The 22,435-nt window shown below is 39.3% G+C and carries 15 protein-coding genes and 1 tRNA gene; 1 reads left to right on the top strand and 15 read right to left on the bottom strand.

Going from position 1 to position 22,435, the window contains the following annotated elements:
- Positions 1-13: 13 nt before the first annotated feature.
- From DWW68_RS04195 to DWW68_RS04130, 14 genes are all read right to left on the bottom strand, one after another.
- On the bottom strand, positions 14-3,286 hold the full coding sequence (locus DWW68_RS04195; RefSeq protein ID WP_118588974.1) for a SpaA isopeptide-forming pilin-related protein: 3,273 nt from the start codon (positions 3,284-3,286) through the stop codon (positions 14-16).
- A gap of 173 nt (positions 3,287-3,459) precedes the next feature.
- Entirely contained in the window at positions 3,460-4,215 is a 756-nt protein-coding gene (gene srtB / locus DWW68_RS04190; RefSeq protein WP_118588973.1) for a class B sortase, read from the bottom strand.
- Entirely contained in the window at positions 4,178-5,056 is an 879-nt protein-coding gene (locus DWW68_RS04185; RefSeq protein ID WP_118588972.1) for a class C sortase, read from the bottom strand. The genes srtB and DWW68_RS04185 overlap by 38 nt, the downstream gene beginning before the upstream one ends.
- A complete protein-coding gene (locus tag DWW68_RS04180) occupies positions 5,046-7,118 on the bottom strand; it encodes a SpaH/EbpB family LPXTG-anchored major pilin (protein ID WP_158576798.1) in 2,073 nt (690 codons plus the stop codon). The genes DWW68_RS04185 and DWW68_RS04180 overlap by 11 nt, the downstream gene beginning before the upstream one ends.
- Positions 7,119-7,749: 631 nt before the next feature.
- Positions 7,750-8,670, bottom strand: coding sequence for a bifunctional riboflavin kinase/FAD synthetase (locus DWW68_RS04175; protein ID WP_021953357.1), 921 nt, complete (start codon positions 8,668-8,670; stop codon positions 7,750-7,752).
- A gap of 45 nt (positions 8,671-8,715) precedes the next feature.
- Positions 8,716-9,624 carry a tRNA pseudouridine(55) synthase TruB gene (gene truB, locus DWW68_RS04170; protein ID WP_118588970.1) on the bottom strand — a complete coding sequence of 303 codons (909 nt, stop codon included), beginning with the start codon at positions 9,622-9,624 and terminating at the stop codon, positions 8,716-8,718.
- A 24-nt stretch (positions 9,625-9,648) separates the two neighbouring features.
- Positions 9,649-10,596 carry a bifunctional oligoribonuclease/PAP phosphatase NrnA gene (locus DWW68_RS04165; RefSeq protein ID WP_118588969.1) on the bottom strand — a complete coding sequence of 316 codons (948 nt, stop codon included), beginning with the start codon at positions 10,594-10,596 and terminating at the stop codon, positions 9,649-9,651.
- Positions 10,597-10,605: 9 nt separating this feature from the next.
- Positions 10,606-10,962, bottom strand: coding sequence for a 30S ribosome-binding factor RbfA (gene rbfA / locus DWW68_RS04160; protein WP_021953359.1), 357 nt, complete (start codon positions 10,960-10,962; stop codon positions 10,606-10,608).
- A gap of 5 nt (positions 10,963-10,967) precedes the next feature.
- Positions 10,968-14,036, bottom strand: a complete 3,069-nt coding sequence (gene infB / locus DWW68_RS04155; protein ID WP_199641176.1) for a translation initiation factor IF-2 — start codon at positions 14,034-14,036, stop codon at positions 10,968-10,970.
- A 15-nt stretch (positions 14,037-14,051) separates the two neighbouring features.
- The gene (locus DWW68_RS04150; RefSeq protein WP_021953361.1) at positions 14,052-14,384 is read right to left on the bottom strand and encodes a ribosomal L7Ae/L30e/S12e/Gadd45 family protein; all 333 of its coding nucleotides are present in this window, start codon (positions 14,382-14,384) and stop codon (positions 14,052-14,054) included.
- Positions 14,377-14,655, bottom strand: a complete 279-nt coding sequence (locus tag DWW68_RS04145) for a YlxR family protein (protein ID WP_021953362.1) — start codon at positions 14,653-14,655, stop codon at positions 14,377-14,379. Before DWW68_RS04145 ends, DWW68_RS04150 begins: the two co-directional genes overlap by 8 nt.
- 11 nt (positions 14,656-14,666) lie before the next feature.
- Entirely contained in the window at positions 14,667-15,878 is a 1,212-nt protein-coding gene (nusA, locus tag DWW68_RS04140) for a transcription termination factor NusA (RefSeq protein ID WP_021953363.1), read from the bottom strand.
- 15 nt (positions 15,879-15,893) lie between these two features.
- Positions 15,894-16,361: a ribosome maturation factor RimP gene (gene rimP, locus DWW68_RS04135; protein ID WP_021953364.1), complete on the bottom strand. Its 468-nt coding sequence runs from the start codon at positions 16,359-16,361 to the stop codon at positions 15,894-15,896.
- 203 nt (positions 16,362-16,564) lie between these two features.
- Positions 16,565-16,636: transfer RNA gene (locus tag DWW68_RS04130), tRNA-Glu, on the bottom strand.
- 101 nt (positions 16,637-16,737) lie between these two features.
- On the opposite strand from DWW68_RS04130, the gene DWW68_RS04125 reads away from it, so the two are divergent.
- Positions 16,738-17,556 (top strand): SDR family NAD(P)-dependent oxidoreductase, encoded by an 819-nt coding sequence (locus DWW68_RS04125; protein WP_118588968.1) that lies wholly within the window; start codon positions 16,738-16,740, stop codon positions 17,554-17,556.
- Positions 17,557-17,905: 349 nt separating this feature from the next.
- Here the strand turns inward: DWW68_RS04125 and polC are convergent, their stop codons facing one another.
- On the bottom strand, positions 17,906-22,435 hold the full coding sequence (gene polC / locus DWW68_RS04120; protein ID WP_279220103.1) for a DNA polymerase III subunit alpha: 4,530 nt from the start codon (positions 22,433-22,435) through the stop codon (positions 17,906-17,908).

Raw genomic sequence — 22,435 nt, 5'->3', positions numbered from 1 at the left:
GTTGTTCTCCTCCTTACCATATGGTGTTATCCCATGTCCTGTTGTCATAGGATAATCCCTTTTCTCCGTTTAAGTATGTTGTCTTTCCCGGATATATTGTCACTTCCATTGAAAGTCCCGGTCTGTTTGCAAATATTTCTGAATTAAGGGTATTCTCCCTTAAGTAGTATGTTCCCGGAACCAGTGGACCGCTCTTAAAGTGTCCGTCCCTGTCAAGGACAATGTTGTCAAGTCCGGATACCGGTCTTGTGCAGTTTTTGTCCGTGTATAATCCGTAGGTTATTCCAAGAAGTTTACTTGAAAAGTCAAGGGTTGTGTCCCTGTTTCCGAGTCCGTCTTCTATTATCTTTGTTATGTCAAGATAACCCATCCCGGTGTCAGTAAATGACGTGAACTCTGCCATGCTGTTTCTGTTCTGTTCATTTATCACAAGATACTTCATTGTGGTGTCGTCAATGGTGTAACCGTCCGGTGCCTTTGTCTCTGCCACCGCAAACATTCCCCTGTTTGTCTTAGTCCACCTTACAAGGTGTTCCTCAATTTCTATCCTTGCATATCCGTCACTTCCGGTTTTTCTTGTTTTAATCGGCATGTATCTTCTGCCGTTCCATTCATAGAACGTGAACTCTGCACCCTGCAGTGGTTTCCCCGTTACTGCATCGAGTTTTCTTGCCGCAAGTCCCGCATACCACGGAATCTGGTTTCCCACTTTTCTTGCATTAACTCCCGGCTTTGCCTCAATGGCAGTTGTGGCATTCTTTGTTACATTTACCGTTTTTACTGCGTTTTTGTCTGCAGGCTCATAACCGGCATTCCATGATGTTTCCTTTACATAGTAGGTTCCCGTTGGAATTGCACTGCTCTTTCCGTAGCCTGTTGTTCCCTTTGTTGTGATTGTTGTAACCTTTTTCTTTAGGTTGCTGTCCGAATAAACCGTAAAGGTTGCGGTCATGTCATAGTCAGCTGACACGTCGTTTCCGTCTGCGTCACTTACAACCTTTTGAACGCTTATGTATCCGTATTCCGTTGTGAGTGGATTGTCAACAGTCCATTCAAGTGGTGCTTCCTCACTGTCCTTGGCATTATCCTTGTTTATCTGTATGTCCTTTCTTGCGTGGTTGTTCTTATGGCCCTTTGGTGCCTCTGTTTCCTCTATTCTCCACTTGCCCTGGTTCTTTTTGGTGTAATAAAGCCATCCGGTTGCAGCTTTTCCCTTACTGTCTGTTGTTATCACGCCATTGTTTCCTACGGATGTTGCCGTGACGTACTTGCTGCCGTTCCACCGGGAAACAGTGAACCTTGCACCGGATAAGTCCTTGTCAGTGCCTGTTTCCTTCTTGTGCACACTTATTCTTGTTCTCCACGGTTTGTTTACCGTTGAAAGTCTTACTGCCTTGTTCTTTGATGTTCCATCCTTTGTTGTCTTTACGGTGTAAACCTTTTTGTTTAAGTATGTTCCCTTCGGGTTTACAAGCTCCCTTATGTAATACTTTGTGTCTGTCTTAAGTTTCAGTGCCTGTGTCTCGCTTGTTGTTGCCTTTCCGTCTTTATCAAGTGTCATCTTAAACAACGGGCTCTTTCCACTTTTTGCTCCTGATTCCGTCTTGAACACTCCGTATACGGCTCCCGCAACAACTCCGGGACTTCCGCCTGCATCCGTCTTCTTTACTATCTGTATGTATGCCGGTTTCTTTTCAACCTGTATCTTTATGGCTCCCGCCAGTTTCTGTCTTCCCGCTGCATGGTATTCCCCGACAATCTCAACATAATATGTGTTGTTGTCATTCCTTAGGTATGCATTTGCATATGAAAGCATTGACTTTGTAAGCTGTGACATGTAGTATCCGGCATCCCCGTGGTCAACACAGTTTAAGTACATTGATGTTGGTACGTCACCGGTGCTTACTATTCCAAGTCCCTCAGATGATACAATGTCGTCTATGAGACTTACCAGCTTATTCTTTGAGAACTTGACCTGTACACCGTCAAAAACCGAAACGCCTGTCGGTGCACCGTTATGGTATTCCTCACAGGTATGGCTTACCGCCATTCCCGATACCGCTTTAAGCACCGTACCCTGCTTTATGTTTGATGCGGCATTTACAGTTTTGATGCCAAAGGTGTCACTTATTAAGTCAGAAATGTTTGATGCCATTGTCTTGACAGTGGTGTCACTCTTTTTGTCAGTTATTATTCCTGTGTTTGCGTGGCTTTCCCATCCGCCGTTGACCGCATTGTCAGGTCTGCTTAACAGCTCATCCTGAAGTTTGCCGTTACCAAGTGTTATCTCCACTCCCCGGTAATCATAGTCATTTCTTAAGGCAATGATTAAGTCATCGCCCTTTCTTTCAGTGTCCCTTATCACTTCACTGTTTTCTATGGTCCTGCCGTTTCTTTTTACCGTGATGTCTGCCTCTGCAGCGTGCTCTCTTCTGTTCTGGACCGTTATTGTCTTAACGCCTGCGTTTAAGTTATAATCACAGCCCTTGAACACTTCCGTGTCATTTCCGTTTTCATCCGTTACGGTGGCATGAATGATGTTGTCATCTGCCGCAACCTTCATTCCCATGCTTTCTGCCGGCTTTTCGGTTACCTTTACGGTGTACTTCTCATGCCAGTACATTCTTGCGTCACTTACAGGGCTTACGCTGTATGTTATCTCATAAGTTCCGGGTTTGCTTGTGTCTACCTCTCCGTCACTTATCGACACAACGAACTCATCAGAGTCATAGTTCTGAAATGACAGCTGTGGATAATACTCATCACCTCTTGTGATGCTTAACTTCCTTTCATTTTCATGGCTTATTCCGCTGTCCGTGTAGTCTGCCGGAACCTGACCGCCAAATGAAGGCGACTTCTTAAGTCCATATATGACCTCATCCTGTTTTCCTGAACGAACCGTTGACGATGACTTGTCTGATACTGCGGTGAAGGTGTAAAGCCTGAGTCTGCTCTCTCCCTTTTCATCCGTTATCCTGTATATCACGTCTGATGTTGCACCCGGTGTTAAGTCAAGCTGTCCTTCCTCGTATGTGACGCTTTCGTTTTCACCAAGGTTTCCGTCGGGATGATAGTTCTTTTGGTCAAATGCCTTGTCACCGGACCACACGTAAAGGTTTGTTCCATAGGTTATGTTTCCTGAGTATTCCTTCAGGTATTCACCCGGAATGACGGAAGCCGTGTTGTCTGCATTGCTTTTCTTAAGAACAATGCCGCCGCACACGGTTATCACAACCAGTGCCGATGATAAGAGCATTGTGGTTATTTTCCTTGCTCGTCCTCTCATCTCGTCCTCCTTGTCTGTTAATTGAGTATGGGATAAATCCCACCTCATCTGTTTGTCTGTTGCCTTATTTCTTAATGTCCCCGTTAATCCGTGCCTTTTCACTCTTAACGGGGCTTTTATGCTTAATTCTTACTATTATTACTTATTACTTATTATTTATTGTTTACCATGCCTTAATCATCTGTTTTACTTTCCACACAGAAAACAACTATCTTCTCACTGTTGTCATGGGTTGTGTCGCATGTTGAAAGGGTGAGGGCTCTTTTGCACCTGCTCATTTCCCTTTCGCTTAAACTTGCACACGGATAAAGTGACTTGTTAATCTGTTCCTTAATCCACTTTCCGTAATCACCCTTTATGTCCGTTTCATACACATCTGATGAAATGTCTGCGTGCATTACGGAAGTCACGGTGTAGTGAAGGGTTGCATCCCTTGTATAAAGTGTCACCCTTTCATGCCCCTTAAGGTATGAACTGTTAAGATATTCCTTGAGTTCTCCAAACATTACACCGGTCCAGCTTCCCATGTTGTGTCCGTAAATGATGTTGTTTCTGTTTTTTATTATCTCAGTGTCATGCAGCCTTTCGTCAAGAAATATTGAACCGTAAATGCTGTAATTGCCCTCAATGTCCCTGTACAGGTATTCATCATTGTTTTTGGCCCTTACAACGGGATATGAAATGCCCGTGTTTTCTATCTCTATCCATGCCACAATGTCCGGATTTATCTTCCACAACCTTTCAAAGTCCACGGTTTTCGTCTTTTCATCCTGTATGTCATTTTTTATTCTTGTGTACTTAAGTTTTACGCTGTATAAGTCCCTTATGTCATTTCCAAGATAAAACAGTGACACAATCAGTGTAATGATGAAAAGCAGTAATGCCACTCTTCTAAGCACTGTCCCTGCCTTTTTTCTTTTTCCTGCCATTTTTATTCCTTATAATCCTGTCGGTTACCACCAGCAGCAATGAAAGGAACAGTCCGATGATTATGCATGTCTCATATTCCCTCATCCACTGTGATGTCCGCCTTTTTTTCGTGGTTGTTTCACTTACTGCGTTGTCACTGCATCTTTTTCCGGTTACAAGAAGTCTGTGGTCGTTCACTCCATAAGGCGTGCAGGTCACAAGGGTACACAGGTCTTCTCCATCCCTGATGGAGAGTTTTCCCGTGTCCCCGGGCAGTACGACGTTTATTTCGCACACACGGTAACACAGCCTTTCTCCCAGAACCCTTATGTAGAAGACATCACCCACACTTAACAGTTCAAGGTCCGTGAACAGCTTCTTGTTTCTAAGCCCCGTGTGTCCCGTTATGACACTGTTGGTGCTTTTTCCTCCCACGGGAAGTGAGGTGCCCTCTAAGTGGCCACACCCTGCCTCTAACACCGTCTGTGACGTTCCGTGGTATATGGGAAGTTTCACGTCTATCTGTGGTATCACTATTTCTCCCATTACGGGACTCCCGTTCACTGACAGCTGGCTTTCATAGCCCTTTGGTGCCTTTTTTATTACATCAGTGTCAAATGGGTCATGAAGCACTCCAACCCTGTTTACCAGTTCACTGTTATACTTGTCCGCCTGCCTTCTTATTTCATCAAGTTTTTTTTGTGATGTACTGCTTATGCTTTTTTCACTTGATGTTATCACTGATGATGCACGGTTTTTATCAATCTCATTACTTATATAGGGGTATGCCGCAATTAACCCCCCAACAGCAATGATTAATGCGGGTATCATTTTCCTTAAGAGAAATTTTCTAAATTTCATCCTTTTCCTTTTTACGTGTGAGAACTATTCCTGCTCCCGCAATTAAGAGTCCCAGTACCGGGAGAAGTCTTATTGCCTGTCCCCCTGTCTGTGGAAGACTCCATTTCTTTGAGTTTACGACGCTTATTCCTGCAATCGCATTGGCTGAAGTGCCGTCTGCTGACAGTGTGGCGTTCTTTCCGCCCACTTTTGCCGTTGCACTTACCACGTCTCCTCTTGCCATGTCAACCTTTCCTGCAGGTCTTCCCTTTCCTGATGTCGGATTCTTTCTGTCTGCCTCATTGATTTCCATTCCGTTATGTCCTGCCAGTGCAGACTGAATGTCCTGTGTTGCAGGTGTTACTTCAATTTCAACCGGGTCCTTAAGCAGTGTGTAGCCGTCATCCGTTTTTGTTTCCGTAAGCTCGTAGCTGTCACCCTCAAGTCCGTATACAAGCAACTTGCCTTTTTTTGATGGAACAAGTGATGTTGCCTTGTTCCTGTCTGTTGTCTTTCCTGTCACATAATATGTTTTGTTGTCACCAACTGTTTCGCTGTTGTCTGCAACAACGTAGTATCCGTCTGTTACGTTGTAAAGAATGAAGCTTACGTTCTCCGCATTTCCGCCGTTGTCTGAAAATGTCTTTGTGATGTCAAGTCCATAAATGAATACTGTTGCCTCATCCTCTAATGTATCATAGTATCCTTCTGATGTTCTGCTCCATGCAAGTGATACGTCATTCGGGTTTCCGCTGTCACCAAGCACTGCGGTTGCGTCGGAATTTACCCTTGCCTGATAATACACAACCATGTAGTAATCTGAATACTTCTCATTGATTTCCTTAAGTCCCTTGTCTGTCACGTCAACCGTGAGTGTTGATGCGTCATCCTTTCCACTGCCTGTTGTAATTTTTGCAAGTTTGTTGTCTGATGCAACATTCCATACTGCAGTAGCCTTTGTAAGGTCATTTACTGATGCATTCTTTCCGTCTTCTCCGTTTACGTCAGGATCATATGTCTTTACGTCACCTGCCTGGCTTCCCCTGTCATGAGCCTTTATGTCAGCCGCCCATGTTTCAGGATTTGATTCATAAAATGCTATCTGCACGCTGTCCTTTTCGTATTCTATTCCCTTTGATAATGTGTCAACAAATCTGTACTGTGTAAGGTATGTTGCCTTAGTTGTGATGTGTGGGAGTTTTGATACTATGATGTAATCTAAAATGTCACCTTCTGATGCGGTGGTTGAGGAGTCATATGAATACTCACTTCTTTTTCCCGCAAAGTCTGTCTTATCCTTATCCGTTACGATGTATGAGTCATCCTGCTTTGTTTTTGAGCCGTCTGTTGCATTTTTCCCTTCTGCATTTCTTACGAGCTTTTCTATTGTGGGATTTCCCGTCTGGTTCTTAGGGTAAAGGTTTAAGTCATAAAACCATCCGTTCCCCTCGGAATTTGTCATTGGAATGGAAACAAAGAACGGGTCTGTTGTTGATACCACTTCCTCAGGAACCTTTGTCTCAACAATTAAGTAAAGTCCAAGGTCAAGATTGTCCTTTGATGTTACGCCCATGTCTGATGTAAGGTCCATTGCTGTTCCGCCCTTTGCATACTCCTCCAATTTGTTCTTTGCTTCAATGCCCTTTTTTAATGTGTCTGATAATGCACTGTTGATTTTGTCTGATGTAAAATAGCTTTTTCCATTTATTACTTTTTTGTCACTGTCTGATAAACCAAGAATTGTCTGAAGTTCTTCCGGTATTTCATACTTAATGCTTACCACACCGTTGTCCTCATCCTGAGCGATGTCTCCGACCTTTATGTATGTAAACTCAACGCCCTTTATGGCATATTTCTTAAGTGCATCTTCCGCTGCACTGTTCTTCTTTCCGTCTGACACAAAGCTGTCGGTGTCAACACTGTCATTACCTGCTGCGGTCATGTCATACTTGTGTATAGTAATGCTTCCCTTTTTGGTACTGTCAATGGTTGTATCATCTGCAAAAACCACTGAACCCATGCACAGCGACATGATAAGCGCCATGCTCATTAATGCTGAAATAAGTTTCTTAACTACTACCACGTAATATTCCTCCATAATTTAACTATCATATTCAAAATATTTACTAATAGTTGTAAATCTAAACCAGTGCTATATAGTAGATGCAAACAAAGAACTGAACAATCTACGAAGTTAAGCTGTCCTTAAAATTAAGCTACCGTCTAACATGGCTGTCCGGTTCTCCGACTAAGCCCACTACACCTGGTCTAAATTTTTCCTATTATGAAATGTCACTTCCGGCATGCGTCGGAAATTTTCTGATTTAAATCCAATAAACTTTTAATATTTACATGTAATTTTTTAATGTACATACTTTACATTCACATATTCATTATATGTTTGTACCTTTTTATGTGATTGTGTTATTTGATATTACGCGTATTTATATATCATATGATACTCGGTACATTTTTAATACTACATCATTTCTTATAGTAAATCAATCACTTTTTGTTATTTTTTATAAATATTTTGTAACTTTCTATTAGATTGTGGGTTTTGATAAGTATAAATTGCGTAGTGATAAAAAAATTGGGATGTATTAGCAGACATCATACTCTTCATAATAAATATTTTCTATTTTAGGCAAAAAAAACACATGTAAGGCTGACATTACATTACAACCACTACATGTGTTCTGATTTTACTGTATTTAATTTTTTCTTCCTGCAAGAGTTCTGCACTTTTCTGTATCTCGCTGTATCTGCTGCTTCAACTCTTCCATGTTACTAAAGGTTCTCTCCGGTCTTATGAAATCAAAAAATAACACCTGTATTATTTCACCGTATACGTCTCCTTCATAATCCAAAATATTAGTTTCAACCTTTATCTTCTTTCCACTTTCCACTGTAGGATTTACCCCTACATTGGTTATGGAGTCAAATTTTTCGCCATTTATAACCACCTTGGTTCTATAAACACCGTTAGGCGGCAACAACTTTACTGCCTCGGGAATAATATTAGCCGTAGGGAAATTTATTGTTCTTCCCAGCTGTTTGCCATGCTCAACCCTTCCAATAACACTATAAGGGTGGTCCAGCATCTCATTAACCTCTGCCATATCACCTTTTGATATTTTCTCCCTAATGGATGTACTGCTAATATCTTTGTTGTGATACTGCTCTTTTTCCACCACAATCAGATTATATCCATATTTTTTCTGGTTACTGCGAAGGAACTCCACATCCCCCTTAGCCATTGCTCCAAAGTGAAAATCCGTTCCACAAACTATAGTTGTGGCACCGATTTTTTCTTTTAAAATATCCTTAACAAACATTTCAGGTGTTAATGCAAGAAACTCTTTTTTCATGGGCATCTTCATATACACGTCAATGTTTTGTTGTTTGCAAAGCATCTGCTTTTCCGATTCTGTTACAATAGTCTTGTTGGCATTGTCCTCTAAAAAAGCTTTAGGAGAGGTTTCAAAGGTCAATACAACCTTCTGCCTTCCATTGGCATTTTTCCTTATTTCCTCAAAGAGTTTTTCGTGACCCTTATGTATGCCGTCAAACTTTCCTATTGTAACAATTGTATTCTTTAGTTTTATATTATCAGTTATTGAAATACACTGCATATTTTCTCCTTAATCAATTACGTGAAATATGCCCTGTTACAAGCCTTATAAAAACATCTTCACCGGTTTATATATCTGTTTTTCGCTGTTAAACTTATATAATCCTATAAATTCTCCCTCAGAAGTATACACTCTTACAATCTGTCCATCTTCATGGTTCATTTTTAAAAATGTATTTCCGGATGTAAAAATATTACCATTATATACAAGCTTTTCAGCGCCTTTAGACACCATGCATTTTGAATAATTTTCCAGCATTTCATCCACCGGTGTAATATAATCCTCCAATGTATTATTATCTCTGAATTCTTCAATCTGCTTTAGGGTTATACTGTCTTCAACACTAAATCTTTCCACCTTGGTTCGCACCAGCTTCTCCATACAGCCACCAACTCCTAAGTCCTTTCCTATATCATGACACAAAGTTCTGATATATGTTCCCTTAGAGCATGTAACATGTAAATCAACCCTTGGAAGTTCCATTTTAGTTACCGTTATATCAATTATTCTGCAATGTCTTGCAGGTCTCTCAATAACTTCTCCACGTCTTGCCAGATTATATAACTTTTCACCACCTATTTTTATGGCTGAAAACATTGGTGGAATCTGGTCGTAATCGCCAATATAACTTTTTATGGTTTCAAAAACCTTATCCTCTGACAGTTCCATAATACTATCAGTATCCGCCTTACTTATTACTTCCCCTGAAGTATCCTGGGTATCTGTATCTAACCCCAGCAATAATGTTGCATTATATGTTTTATCCTTTTCAGATAAAATATCACACAACTTAGTTGCCTTGCCTAAACATACGGGAAGCACTCCCACCGCATTAGGATCAAGAGTGCCCATATGACCTATTTTTTTCTGTTTTAAAATTCCCCTAAGTTTTGCCACAACATCATGAGATGTAAAACCCGGTTCTTTATATACGTTAATTACACCATTAATCATATATTTATTCCTTATCAATATTCATTACAAATCTTCTTTTATTGATGACAATACCTTTGCAACCACTTCATCTAAAGTGCCTTTTACTTCAAATCCGGCAGCCCTTACATGTCCGCCACCACCGAAACTCACTGCAATTTTGCTTACATCCACATATTTTTTTGAACGGAGGCTTATTTTATAAGTATCCTCCTTTAACTGGTATGCAAACATAGCGACCTCCACACCATCAACATTTCTTATGGAAGCGATTACTGCATCTAAATCATTTGTGGTAACATTATACTTCTTCATTGTATCAAAAGTGCAAACTCCATATATGCACTTTCCTTCCATACAAAGCACTGTTTCGCTTTGTATTTTCGCCGTAACCATCATCTGGTTATAGGTTTTTCTGTAAAATGTTTCCTCTAAAATTTCATTTGGCTTAACGCCAAAATCTATCATTTTTGCTGCAATGCGCATAGTCTCAGCCGTTGTGCTCTGAAATCTGAAAACTCCTGAATCATGAGCAATTCCCATATACATGGGATCAGCAACAGTTTTATCAAATTTGTCCTCATCTAAAACATTAAATAAAACCTCACTGGCAGAACTTGCCTCTGCCACAATATAGTTATAATCCGCATATCCTTTATTGCTTTCATGATGATCTATACAAGCTGTACGCCTTGCATTAGTGAAGAACTCCTCATTCTGACCTAACCGGTCTAAACTTGCAGTATCAAGGGATATAAACAAATCATAAACCGTACCATCATATCCACTGGTATCTATTTCTTTAACACCCTTAATAATATCAAATTTGCTGTCGACATATTCCAGATAAACTTTAACTTGTAAATCCGGTCTGTTTTTTTTCAGATAATTATAAAGAGCCATGCATGAGCCTACGCAATCTCCATCCGGTCTTACATGCCCTGCAATTCCCACAGTTTTAGAATCACCTATAATCTCATCAATCTTCTTCATTCTTTACCTTTACTCTTCATTCTTTCTAACATCATCAATTAACTTAGACATTCTCATTCCATACTCAATAGACTCGTCCATAATAAACTTAATCTCCGGAGTATTTCTAAGATTTACCGTTCTGGCTAATTCCCTGCGGATAAAACCTGCAGCACTTTTAAGTCCTGCCAATGTTTCAGCCTTTGTTTCATCGTCGCCTAAAACGCTAATATATGCCTTACAGTATTTAAGATCCGGTGTGACCTCAACTGCGGTCACACTGGTCATTATTCCCACTCTCGGATCTTTAAGTTCTCTGATAATGTTACTTAATTCTCTTTGAACTTCCCCGTTAATACGGGTATTTTTTATACTATTCTTTCTCATTCTTCTTACCTCGGTACTTCTACCATAATATAAGCTTCAACCTGGTCGCCTTCGGCAATTTCATTAAATCCGTCAAATACAAGTCCACATTCATATCCTGCCTTAACTTCCTTGACATCATCCTTAAATCTCTTAAGAGATGCAACAGGTCCTTCAAAAATCTGTTTTCCTTCTCTTGTTACTCTTGCCTTGCAACCTCTTTGCATTGAACCATCTAATACATATGAACCGGCAATATTTCCAATACCTGAAGCCTTGAAAATCTGGCGGATTTCTGCATGACCGATAACCTTTTCTTCATAAATCGGTTCAAGCATCCCCTTCATTGCACGCTCAATATCATCTATAGCTGTATAAATTACAGAATATAATCTAAGGTCAACATTTTCATTCTTTGCTGTTTCCTCTGCTCTTGCGTCAGGCTTAACATTAAATCCAAGAATAATTGCGTTAGATGTTGATGCAAGTATAACGTCTGATTCGTTAATTGCACCTACACCACCATGAATAACCTTAACTTCTACTTCGTCATTAGATAACTTAATAAGACTCTGCTTAACAGCTTCTACTGAACCCTGAACGTCAGCCTTAATAATAATATTAAGTTCCTTAAGTTCTCCGGCTTCAATCTGTGAATTAAGGTCATCTAATGAAATTCTAAACTTATTGCTTTCCATAAGTTTAGCCTTGCTATCCTCAACAAATGTATTAGCAAAATCCTTAGCTTCATTTGCTGTCTTTGTTGAAACAAATACTTCACCGGCATTTGGCACTCCGTTAAGTCCTAAAATTTCCACAGGAGTAGATGGACCTGCTGACTTAATTCTGTTACCCTTATCATCTGTCATAGCTCTGACTCTGCCGTGATTTGCTCCGGCTGCAATATTTGCTCCAATATTTAATGTACCCTTCTGTACTAAAACTGTAGCAACCGGTCCTTTACCCTTGTCAAGCTTAGCTTCAATAACAATACCTCTTGCCTCACGGTTAGGATTTGCCTTAAGCTCTAATACATCTGCCTGAAGCAATACCATTTCAAGAAGGTCATCAATACCTTCCTTAGTGTGGGCTGATACAGGAACCATTTCTACATTTCCACCCCAGTCTGAAGCTAAAAGTCCGTGCTCTGCAAGTCCCTGCTTAACTCTGTCAATATTTGCTCCCGGCTTATCAATCTTATTAATAGCTACTATAATTTCAATTCCTGCTGCCTTAGCATGGTTAATAGCTTCAACAGTCTGTGGCATAACACCGTCATCTGCTGCAACTACAAGAATTGCAATATCTGTTGACTGTGCACCACGCATACGCATTGCCGTAAATGCCTCATGTCCCGGTGTATCAAGGAATGTTATTGTTCTGTCATTAATTTTAACAACAGATGCACCAATATGCTGTGTAATACCACCTGCTTCACCTGAAATAACATTAGTTTGCCTGATGGCATCAAGAAGTGATGTTTTACCATGGTCAACGTGTCCCATTACACATACAACAGGAGGTCTTTTAACCATAAGGCTCTCATCCTCTTCGTCCTCTTTAAGAAGTTCTTCGATAATATCTACCTTTTCTTCTTTTTCACACATAATATCATAGCCCATAGCTATTTCTTCTGCACTGTCAAAATCAACCTCAGTATTTACCGTAACCATTTTCCCTTCAAGGAATAATTTCTTAATAATAGCTGATGGCTGCATTTTCATCTTTTCAGCAAGCTGGGCAATTGTAATGAAATCAGGTACTTCAATAACCTTGATTTCCTCTTTCTTTTCTTCTTTCTTCTTTGGCTTTTCCATTACAGGTTTTGAAAGGTCAATTTTCTTTCCATTCTTGCCCTTTCTTCCGCCATCTTCGTAATTCTTCTTATTACGCTCCTGTCTGTCCTGACGAATCTTGTTTTCTCTTGACTTTCTGTTCTTATCCTGAATTGGTTCTGCCGGAGTATCGTTTCCTCTGTCATTTCTTCTGAAATCACGTCTGTCGTCATTTCTGTTGTCATTTCTGTTATTTCTGTTCTGGAAATTTCCACCGTTTCTGTTATCACCACGATTTCCGTTACGGTTGTTTCTGTCGTTATTTCCATTTCTGTCACGGAAGTTACCGTTATTTCTGTCATTGTTACGGTTTCCGTTTCTGTCATTTCCACCACGATTTCTGTCATCATTTCTGTTATCGTTTCGGTTATTTCTGTTCTGGAAATTTCCGCCATTTCTGTTATCACCGTTTCTGTCATTATTTCTGTTGTCACCACGGTTTCCGTTACGGTTATTTCTGTCATTATTTCCAAATCTGTCGCCATTTCTCTTTCCGTTACGGTTATCATTTTTAGGCTGGTTATTTCTCTGCTGTCTGTTATCAGGCTTTGCTGTCTCTTTCTTTTCCGGCTCTGCCTTTTTAACATCGGCTATTTTTTTGTCCTCAACTTTAACATTCTTGTTTTCTTCAGTCATCTGTGTCTCTTCTTTTTTCTCTATTACTTTTTCATTTTTTTCTTTATTTTCCGGCTTAACTGTTTCAGATTTTTCTTCTGTTTTTTTCTCAACCGGTTCCGCCTTAACTTCAGGCTTTGACTCCGCCTTTATCTCCGGTTTAACTTCTGCCTTAGCTTCAACCTTTGATTCCGCCTTTACTTCCGGCTTAACTTCAGATTTAACCTCCGGCTTTGACTCCGGCTTAACCTCTGTCTTAGTTTCAACCTTTGGCTCCGGCTTTACTTTCTCTAAACTCTTTGCAACTTCTTCTACCTGCTCAGATGACTTTGAGTGATGCTTATGCTCACCTTCGCTGTGTCGTCTTCGTCTTCTCTCGCCTTTTCCATGTCGCTCCCCTGTCCTTACAATACCTTTACTGGTAATTAAAACTCTAGGCTTTGACTTTTCTTCTTTTTTAGCATCTTCATCAGATGATGTTCCATCACCCTTTTGGGCGAACTTTTTCTTTACATATTCTATATTGTCATCTTCTATTGAACTTGCAGGTAATACTTCAACGCCTTTCTCACTAAGCGCCGTAACTATATCTGCACTTTTTATATCTAATTCCTTAGCTAACTCTCGTACTCTCATTTTTGCCATTTAGCTACCTCCATTTTAATTATTTTCCGTTAATATGTTAATAATTGACTTACTAAAGCCTTCATCTGATATTGCTATGGATGCACGTTCCTGATTCCCTGTAGCCTTTCCCAGCTGGCTGCGACTGCCACAAACAAAAACCGGTATTTTATAAAAATCACATTTATTAGTAAACAATTTCTTTGTATTGTCCGATGCGTCTTCCGATACAATAACCAGTTTTGCTTTTCTCTCTTTCACTGCCTTTTCCACTGAAAATTCACCTGAAAAAGTTTTGCCTGCCTTAGTTGCTAAACCTATCATGGAAAAAACTTTGTCCGGTACATCATTTTTTAAAACACTATTCATTTACATCACCTAATTCCTTTTTAAGCTGCTGATAAACTTCCTCACTTATCTGTGAAATCTTAAGTGTCTTTTCCAGCCCCTTGTTTTTCACTGCCTTTTCAAGACATTCTTCATTAGGACAAATGTAAGCGCCTCTGCCGTTTTGTCTTCCGGTAACGTCTACAAATACGTTTCCTTCCTTATCACGGACAACTCTGATTAAATCTTTTTTGTTTTTTACCTGTCTGCACCCGGTACAAGTTCTTGTAGGGATTTTTTTCACCTGACCCATAACACTATCTCCTATGCCTGCTCTGTTTCTGAAGGTTCTTCTGTTTCTTTCTCGTCGTCATATTCTTCTTCGTCGTATTCATCATCGTAATACTCATCATCATAGTATTCATCGTCATAATACTCGCCATCGTAAAACTCTTCTTCATCATAGTAGTCTTCATCATTAAACTCATACTGAATATTTTCAGCCTTAGCCTGTGACTCACTCTTAATGTCAATTTTAAATCCTGTAAGTTTAGCTGCAAGTCTTGCATTCTGTCCTTCCTTACCAATTGCCAAAGACAACTGAAGATCAGGGACAACTACCAATGCTTCCTTATTATCCGGATCAGCAAGAACCGCTACTACCTTTGAAGGGCTTAACGCATTTTCAATTAAAATGGCCGGATTGTCACTCCAGTTTATAATATCCATCTTTTCATCCTGAAGTTCATCTACAACAGCATTTACTCTTGCGCCGTTCATACCTACGCATGCACCTACGGCATCAACATTCTTATCGTTAGACCATACCGCAATTTTTGTTCTTGAACCTGCCTCTCTTGCAATGCTCTTAATTTCAACTGTTCCGTCCTGAATTTCAGCAACTTCCTGTTCAAATAATCTCTTTACAAGTTCAGGATGAGTTCTTGATACAACTACTCTTGGTCCCTTACCGTTATCCTTAACTTCAGTTACATATAACTTAATTCTGTCATTTGGTCTGAAGAATTCTCCCGGTGACTGCTCTTTTTCCATAAGAACTGTATCTATCTTTCCTAAGTTAATACTGATATTCTTTCCGTTTATTCTCTGTACAATACCTGTTATTATATCGTTTTGCTTCTCATAATATTCCTGATAAAGGCTCTTTCTTTCCTCTTCACGCATTTTCTGTAAAATACCGTTCTTTGCACTTTGTGCGGCAATTCTACCAAAATCTCTTGCCTGAATTTCTACATTAACAGTATCATCTATGTCATAGCCTGCCTTAATGCTTCTTGCATCTTCTAGGGAAATCTCTGTAACAGGATCATTTACTTCTTCAACAACCTTTTTCTGTGAGTAAATGTGAAAATCACCTGTTTCTCTGTCCATTGTTACAACAACATTATCTGCTTTATTAAAGTTATTCTTATATGCCACTACCAAATTACTTTCAATTGCCTCAAATAATGACTCTTTACTAATACCTTTTTCCTTTTCCAACAATTCTAATGCTGCAATTAACTCTTTGTTCATTTTTTTATTATCCTCCTAAAAATCAATGGTTAATCTGACAAGTGAAACATTTACCCTGTCAATATTTATTTCACTACCGCTTTCATCTTCGATAGTAATAGTATCTTTATTATATGCCTTAAGCAATCCTACATACTGCTTGTTGCCATCAATGGCTCTGTATAAGTGAATTTCAATTTCCTCACCTATGCTTCTGTCAAAATCCTTATCCTTTTTTAGCGGACGTCCAAGTCCCGGAGAACTAACCTCTAAAATATAAGGGTCGCTGATGAAATCTTCTTCATCTAATAAATCACTTAATTTTCTGCTTACTGATTCTAAATCATTAATGGTAATCCCTCCCGGTTTGTCCACAAAAGCTCTTAAGTACCAGTTACTTCCTTCTTTTACATATTCAACATCAACCAGTTCAAAACCTTTCTCATCCACAATAGGCTGTAACAGGGCTTCTGTTTTCATTTCGTATTCTTCTCTTCTTGACACTAAGACCTCCTACTTTAACTTCCAACACAAAGGAGCGAACCTTTGTGGTTCGCTCCTTACTATCTAGTCAATATTTACCTTATTACTATAGACCTTTATTTTACGGGTGTCAACCCCTAATTAAAAACTTCTGCCTGCCAAACTTTCACCTGTCACAAATAAAAAACTCCTACCTGCCAGACAGATAGAAGTTCCTCCATAAGCAGCTCGTAGGGGAATTGAACCCCTGATTCCGCCTTGAGAGGGCGGCGTCTTAACCACTTGACCAACGAGCCTAAAAAATGTTACTGTATTATTATAACAATAAAGTGACATTTTGCAAGTACTTTTTGCTATAATTTTGAAATTTTGAAATTTGAAAGGAAACCTATTGATAATGGATTGGATATACGGAAAAACAGTGCTTATAACCGGTGCTTCTTCAGGGCTTGGACGTGCTATGACTGTCAGATTAATAAAGGAACACAACTGCAAAGTTATTGGCATTGGTCAGTCAGAACCTAAAATGAAAAGTTTAATTGATGAACTCAGCTATCAAAAAGATGCTTTCACGTATCAGCTTTTTGATGTTGGAGTAAAGAAAAATTGGGAAATATTCTCTGAAAAGATTCTGGCAAACAATATTAATATTGATATTTTAATTAATAATGCCGGTATCCTTCTTCCATTTGACAAATCCTATAATTATAGTGAAGAAGCTGTAGAAAAATGCATGAATACCAACTTCAACAGTTGCAGGTACGCAATTAACTCTATGCTACCTGTTTTAAAAAAATCCACAATGCCGGGAATTTTAAATATTTCCAGTTCTGATGCTCTTGCTCCTATTATCGGAACCAGTATTTACAGTGCCAGCAAGGCTGCCCTTAAGGCTTACTCTGAGGTACTTATTGCCGAACTTGGACGGGAAATGTACATAGGCTACGCATGTCCCGGCTTTATGAAGACTGATATTTTCAGACATCAATATGTAATTTCCCAAAGCAGCCTTATAAATATGTTTTCAGCTAACGTAGATAAGGTTGCCGAAAAGATTATCAAAAAAATCATACGTCAAAAATCCCGTATTATTGTTGGAAAGGATGCTAAGTTTATGAATTTTACTTCTAAATTCTTCCCAGTGCTTGGGCTTAAACTTTACGAACAGGTAATAAAATCATCTAAGGTAAAGATGTTTGATAATGTAAGATATTAATGGGATTGGATAGCTTTTAGGGGGGTATGGGCAATCTTTTTATGGTGATGTATGGCGCATAATAGCCATGTAAGTGTGTATTAACCGGAAATTCACTTATTACTTAGTATTTCCCGGCCAGATTTACCTGCATGGCCGGCAATTAAATGTCTTGTATACGGTTGAATTTCTTGATTTACTCTTCTCAACCATACCACACGACTATTTCCGCAAGACTGATTTCTCACTTTATCTTTTAATTGTTTCGCTGTATGAATCATCCATTAGCTCCACATACATCTTTCAAATTAAAAAGGAGCTGTTACCTGACGATTATACTCGTTAAAGCACAACTCCTTTCATTTCCTCCCTAAAAGTCAAATATTGACAGCTGGCTGTCTTCCGGCATACCTTCTAACAAACCTAACTGGGACATGGTTTCTATTACTGTTTTACTTAACTTGCTTTTTTCTCTTAAGTCATTTTTAGACACGAATGGTCCATCCTGAGCCTGTACGGCTTCAACTAAACCGTCTGCCGCCTTTTCTCCCAGACCTTCGATTGTGTCTAAACTTGGCATGAGCTTTCCGTCTATTATCTGAAACTCATGAGCCTTTGCAGTATAAATATCTATTGGTAAAAACTCAAATCCTCTGGCATACATTTCCTGAACTACCTTCATATCTCCCAAGGAATCTTCATCCTTTTTGGAGGCCTCATGATTTGCCTTTTTACGCTTAAGCTCCGACATGTAATATTCCATTTTCTCACGACCTCTACACATGGTTTCGTAGTCAAAGGCCTTGGCTCTGATTCCAAAATATGCAGCATAATAAGCTAAAGGATGATACACCTTGTACCACGCCACACGCAAAGCCATCATAATATAAGCTGCCGCATGGGCTTTTGGGAACATATATTTAATCTTTTTACAGGACCAGATATACCATTCAGGAACATTATGTTCACGCATTACATCCTCTTCCTGATGTTCCTCTCCTGTTTTCTTATCCTTGTATGTTAAAAGACCTCTTCCCTTTCTTACATGCTCCATTATGTCAAAACTTACCTGAGGCTCAATTCCCTTATCCATAAGATAAACCATAATATCATCACGGGTACATATTGCCGTGGAAATAGTGCATTTACCCTCCGCAATAAGCTGCTGGGCATTGCCAAGCCAAACATCCGTGCCATGGGAAAGTCCCGCCAATCTAACCAAATCGGCGATTTTCGTAGGTTTTGTGTCTACTAACATCTGAATAACAAAATCAGTTCCTAACTCCGGCAGTCCCAAAGAACCTGTAGGGCATCCGTCAATATCCTCTGATGTAATTCCCAGTGCCTCCGGGCTCAAAAACAACGACATAACCTTTTTGTCATCAAAAGGCACATCCCTTTGAACATTAGTATTAGTCAGCTTTTCTAACCTTCTAATCATGGTAGGATCATCGTGTCCTAAAATATCCAGTTTCAAAAGGTTAGCATCAATAGCATGATATTCAAAGTGGGTAGTTATAATATCCGTTGTCATATCATTTGCCGGCTTTTGGATAGGTGTAAATTCGTATATTTCCTTATCCCTTGGTACAATAACAATGCCTCCCGGATGCTGACCGGTACTCCTTCTGATTCCTGTACACCCTCTTGATATTCTGTCAATCTCCGCAGTTCTTTTTACCTGATTATGGTCATCAAAATATTTTTTAACATATCCAAATGCTGTTTTCTCAGCCACACCGGCATAAGTTCCTGCCCTGAAAGTATGTCCTTTACCAAACATTACCTCAGTATATGCATGGGCATTTGCCTGATATTCACCGGAAAAGTTTAAGTCAATATCCGGCTCCTTAGTTCCGCCAAAACCTAAGAATGTTTCAAATGGAATTTCAAGTCCATCCTTGTGCAGCGGCTTTCCGCAATGAGGGCAAATCATATCCGGAAGGTCAAATCCAAGACCACCCTCTGCCCTTTCTTCTTTAATAACCGCCTGTATTTTCTTGATTTCCTCAATATCCGTCCCTTCCGGTGCCCTGTATTCATCCTCAAAAAATGAGCTTTTACAGTCTAAGCAGTAATAATGAGGTGCTAAAGGATTAACCTCAGTTATTCCTGACATTGTTGCCGCAAAGGATGAACCTACGGAACCTCTTGAACCTACCAGATATCCATCTTCATTTGACTTCCATACAAGTCTCTGTGCCATTATGTACATAACGGCATATCCGTTACCAATAATGGAATCCAATTCTATTTCCAGTCGGTCTTCAACAATTTTTGGCAAATCCTCACCATAAATTTCGTGAGCACGGTCAAAGCAGATTTTTCTTAGATTCTCCTCAGAATTATCTAACACCGGTGGGCATTTATCAGGATGAATCGGTGAAATATTATCAATCATATCCGCTATTTTATTAGGATTTGTAATTACTATTTCTTCCGCAACGTCACTGCCTAAATATTCAAACTCCTTAAGCATCTCATCAGTAGTTCTAAGATAAAGAGGTGCCTGATGGTCTGCATCCTTAAATCCGTTACCGTACTGAATTATTCTACGGTAAATTTCATCTTCCGGGTCAAGGAAATGAACGTCACATGTGGCAACAGTCATTTTATTAAACTTCCTACCCAGCTCAATGATTTTGCGGTTTACATCCATTAAATCCTCTTTTGAATCCACCAAAAACTTCTTTTTGTTATCTATGTCAGGATTGCCTGTTTTTAACATAAATTCATTATTTCCCAAGGGCTGGACTTCAAAATAATCATAAAATTCCGCCAATCTGGCAATTTCCTGCTGTGTTCTTCCATGCAAAATAGCCTGATATAACTCTCCTGCCTCACAAGCACTGCCAATCATCAGTCCCTCACAATATTTAAGATAATCACTTTTTAATATTCGTGGCTTCTTATTTGCGAAAGTGTCAATATGTGATATGGAAATCAGTCTGTATAAATTAACTCTTCCCACTAAATTTTTAACCAGAATAATGGCGTGATGGGACGGAAGTTTATTTATAAGATTTTTAGACTGTTTTCCCTGTTTATTTAATTCATCAAGGTTAGTTATTCCCTTGTCCTCAAGCATTTTACACAGTTTTAAGAAAATAAGTGCTGTACACTCTGCATCATCCACTGCTCTGTGGTGATGGTCTAATACTATTCCCAGTGCCTTTGCCACGCTGTCTAATTTGTACCTTCCAAGACCAATAATCAAATATCTTGACATTGCCACGGTATCAATAACAGTAAAATCGCATGGCAGGTTCTGCCTGTTACAATTAGCCGAAATAAAACTCATGTCAAAATCAGCGTTATGTGCTACCATAATTGCTCCCTTACAAAACTCCATGAATTTAGGAAGAATCTCTTCTATGGTAGGTGCATCAATAACCATATTATCATTAATACTTGTAAGCTGCTCTATTCTAAAAGGTATTGGAACCTGTGGGTTTACAAAGGTGCTAAACCTGTCAACTATCTTTCCCTTTTCCACCTTCACTGCACCGATTTCAATTATCTTATCTGCCTTTGCACTAAATCCTGTAGTTTCCAAATCAAATACTACAAAAGTATCATCTAATCCCTGCCCCTTTGGATTTACAATCATGTCCTTTAAGTCGTCTACAAGATATGCTTCAACTCCGTAGATAACCTTGAAGTCACACTCTTTTCCTGCCTTCTTACATTCATTCTTTATATCCAAGTATTCATGCCATGCATCAGGGAATGCCTGCACCACACCATGGTCTGTAATGGCAATTGCCTTATGCCCCCACTCGTAAGCTCTACGGACGATTTTCTTGCATTCGCTTACGCCGTCCATTTCACTCATCTTTGTATGGCAATGAAGTTCAAGTCTTTTCTCTACTGCAGTATCCTTTCTCTTTTCTCCAACAGAAAATGCCGGAATCAGCTTCATACCGTCCACTCGGCTTATTTCCACCTGTCTGTCATATGTGTCAAACATGGCAACGCCCTTTATCCTTACAAAGCTGTTCTTTTTAACTTTTGAATAAAACTCTTTCTTTACGTTCTCATCTGCTAAAAATATTTTAACTGCAATACTGTCGGTAAAATCCGTAATTTCCATTGTAACAATGAATTTTCCGTTTCTTGTCTCCCTGTCCTCCATGGTCATAATCTGACCCCTGACTACAGTTTCACCTGTACCTTCAAATACATCGCTTAACTTAGTATCTCCCTCATACTTAAAATCACGTCCGTATACCATATCAGGGTCCTGTGAATATGTAGCCTTTTTCACTCTTACAGGCTTGACTTTTTCCTGCTTTTCTTCCCTTGTCTCTTCCTCATTTTGATTTTTTCCTAACAGAACATTAACCTCATTTTGGAGTCTCTTTGCATTTTTAATGGCAAATCTGTTTTGCTGGAAAGCCTTCTTTTCAATTTTTACTTCCAGAGGCATATCAAATCTGTCCCTAAAGATTTTCTCAATGGTATCCTTTAAAACTTTCATTCTGGCTTCCGACACAATGCTTTGCTCTAAGTCAATAATCAATTTTTTATTTTCATCAAATCTAATGGGAGCCTTTTTAAACATTGCCGCTACTATAGGGCTTTTGGCATTAAGCTCCATAATAATACTATCTTTATATATTTCAAAAAGATTTTCCTCCGTATACTGACTTGACAGGGAATATTTTTCAATAATCTCAATCTCCACCCGTTTTCCCGTTCTTAAATTTCTTGCAATTTCATCTCTAACGGTGAAAATAGCAGACTTTTCAATAAGTCTGCTGCTTTCAATATATATTCGCATTTTTGTATGATCAACATTAGTAGCTATCTTTGTAATATCCACATATTCAAACATAGCCGTAAGCTCATCATTTAATTTAATTGTCTGGAAAACATCGAAAAACTTCTTTTTTTCCAA

The sequence above is a fragment of the Eubacterium sp. AF16-48 genome, from assembly GCF_003479405.1.
Classification (GTDB): domain Bacteria; phylum Bacillota; class Clostridia; order Lachnospirales; family Lachnospiraceae; genus Eubacterium_G; species Eubacterium_G segne.
Note: the sequence above shows the minus strand (reverse complement) of the source record. Positions and strands in the feature narration are given on the sequence as shown.

Coding starts and splice junctions, on each gene's coding strand:
- DWW68_RS04195 (WP_118588974.1), bottom strand. CDS start 3,286: ATGAGAGGACGAGCAAGGAAAATAACCACAATGCTCTTATCATCGGCA.
- srtB (WP_118588973.1), bottom strand. CDS start 4,215: ATGGCAGGAAAAAGAAAAAAGGCAGGGACAGTGCTTAGAAGAGTGGCA.
- DWW68_RS04185 (WP_118588972.1), bottom strand. CDS start 5,056: ATGAAATTTAGAAAATTTCTCTTAAGGAAAATGATACCCGCATTAATC.
- DWW68_RS04175 (WP_021953357.1), bottom strand. CDS start 8,670: ATGCAGTGTATTTCAATAACTGATAATATAAAACTAAAGAATACAATT.
- truB (WP_118588970.1), bottom strand. CDS start 9,624: ATGATTAATGGTGTAATTAACGTATATAAAGAACCGGGTTTTACATCT.
- DWW68_RS04165 (WP_118588969.1), bottom strand. CDS start 10,596: ATGAAGAAGATTGATGAGATTATAGGTGATTCTAAAACTGTGGGAATT.
- rbfA (WP_021953359.1), bottom strand. CDS start 10,962: ATGAGAAAGAATAGTATAAAAAATACCCGTATTAACGGGGAAGTTCAA.
- infB (WP_199641176.1), bottom strand. CDS start 14,036: ATGGCAAAAATGAGAGTACGAGAGTTAGCTAAGGAATTAGATATAAAA.
- DWW68_RS04150 (WP_021953361.1), bottom strand. CDS start 14,384: ATGAATAGTGTTTTAAAAAATGATGTACCGGACAAAGTTTTTTCCATG.
- DWW68_RS04145 (WP_021953362.1), bottom strand. CDS start 14,655: ATGGGTCAGGTGAAAAAAATCCCTACAAGAACTTGTACCGGGTGCAGA.
- nusA (WP_021953363.1), bottom strand. CDS start 15,878: ATGAACAAAGAGTTAATTGCAGCATTAGAATTGTTGGAAAAGGAAAAA.
- DWW68_RS04125 (WP_118588968.1), top strand. CDS start 16,738: ATGGATTGGATATACGGAAAAACAGTGCTTATAACCGGTGCTTCTTCA.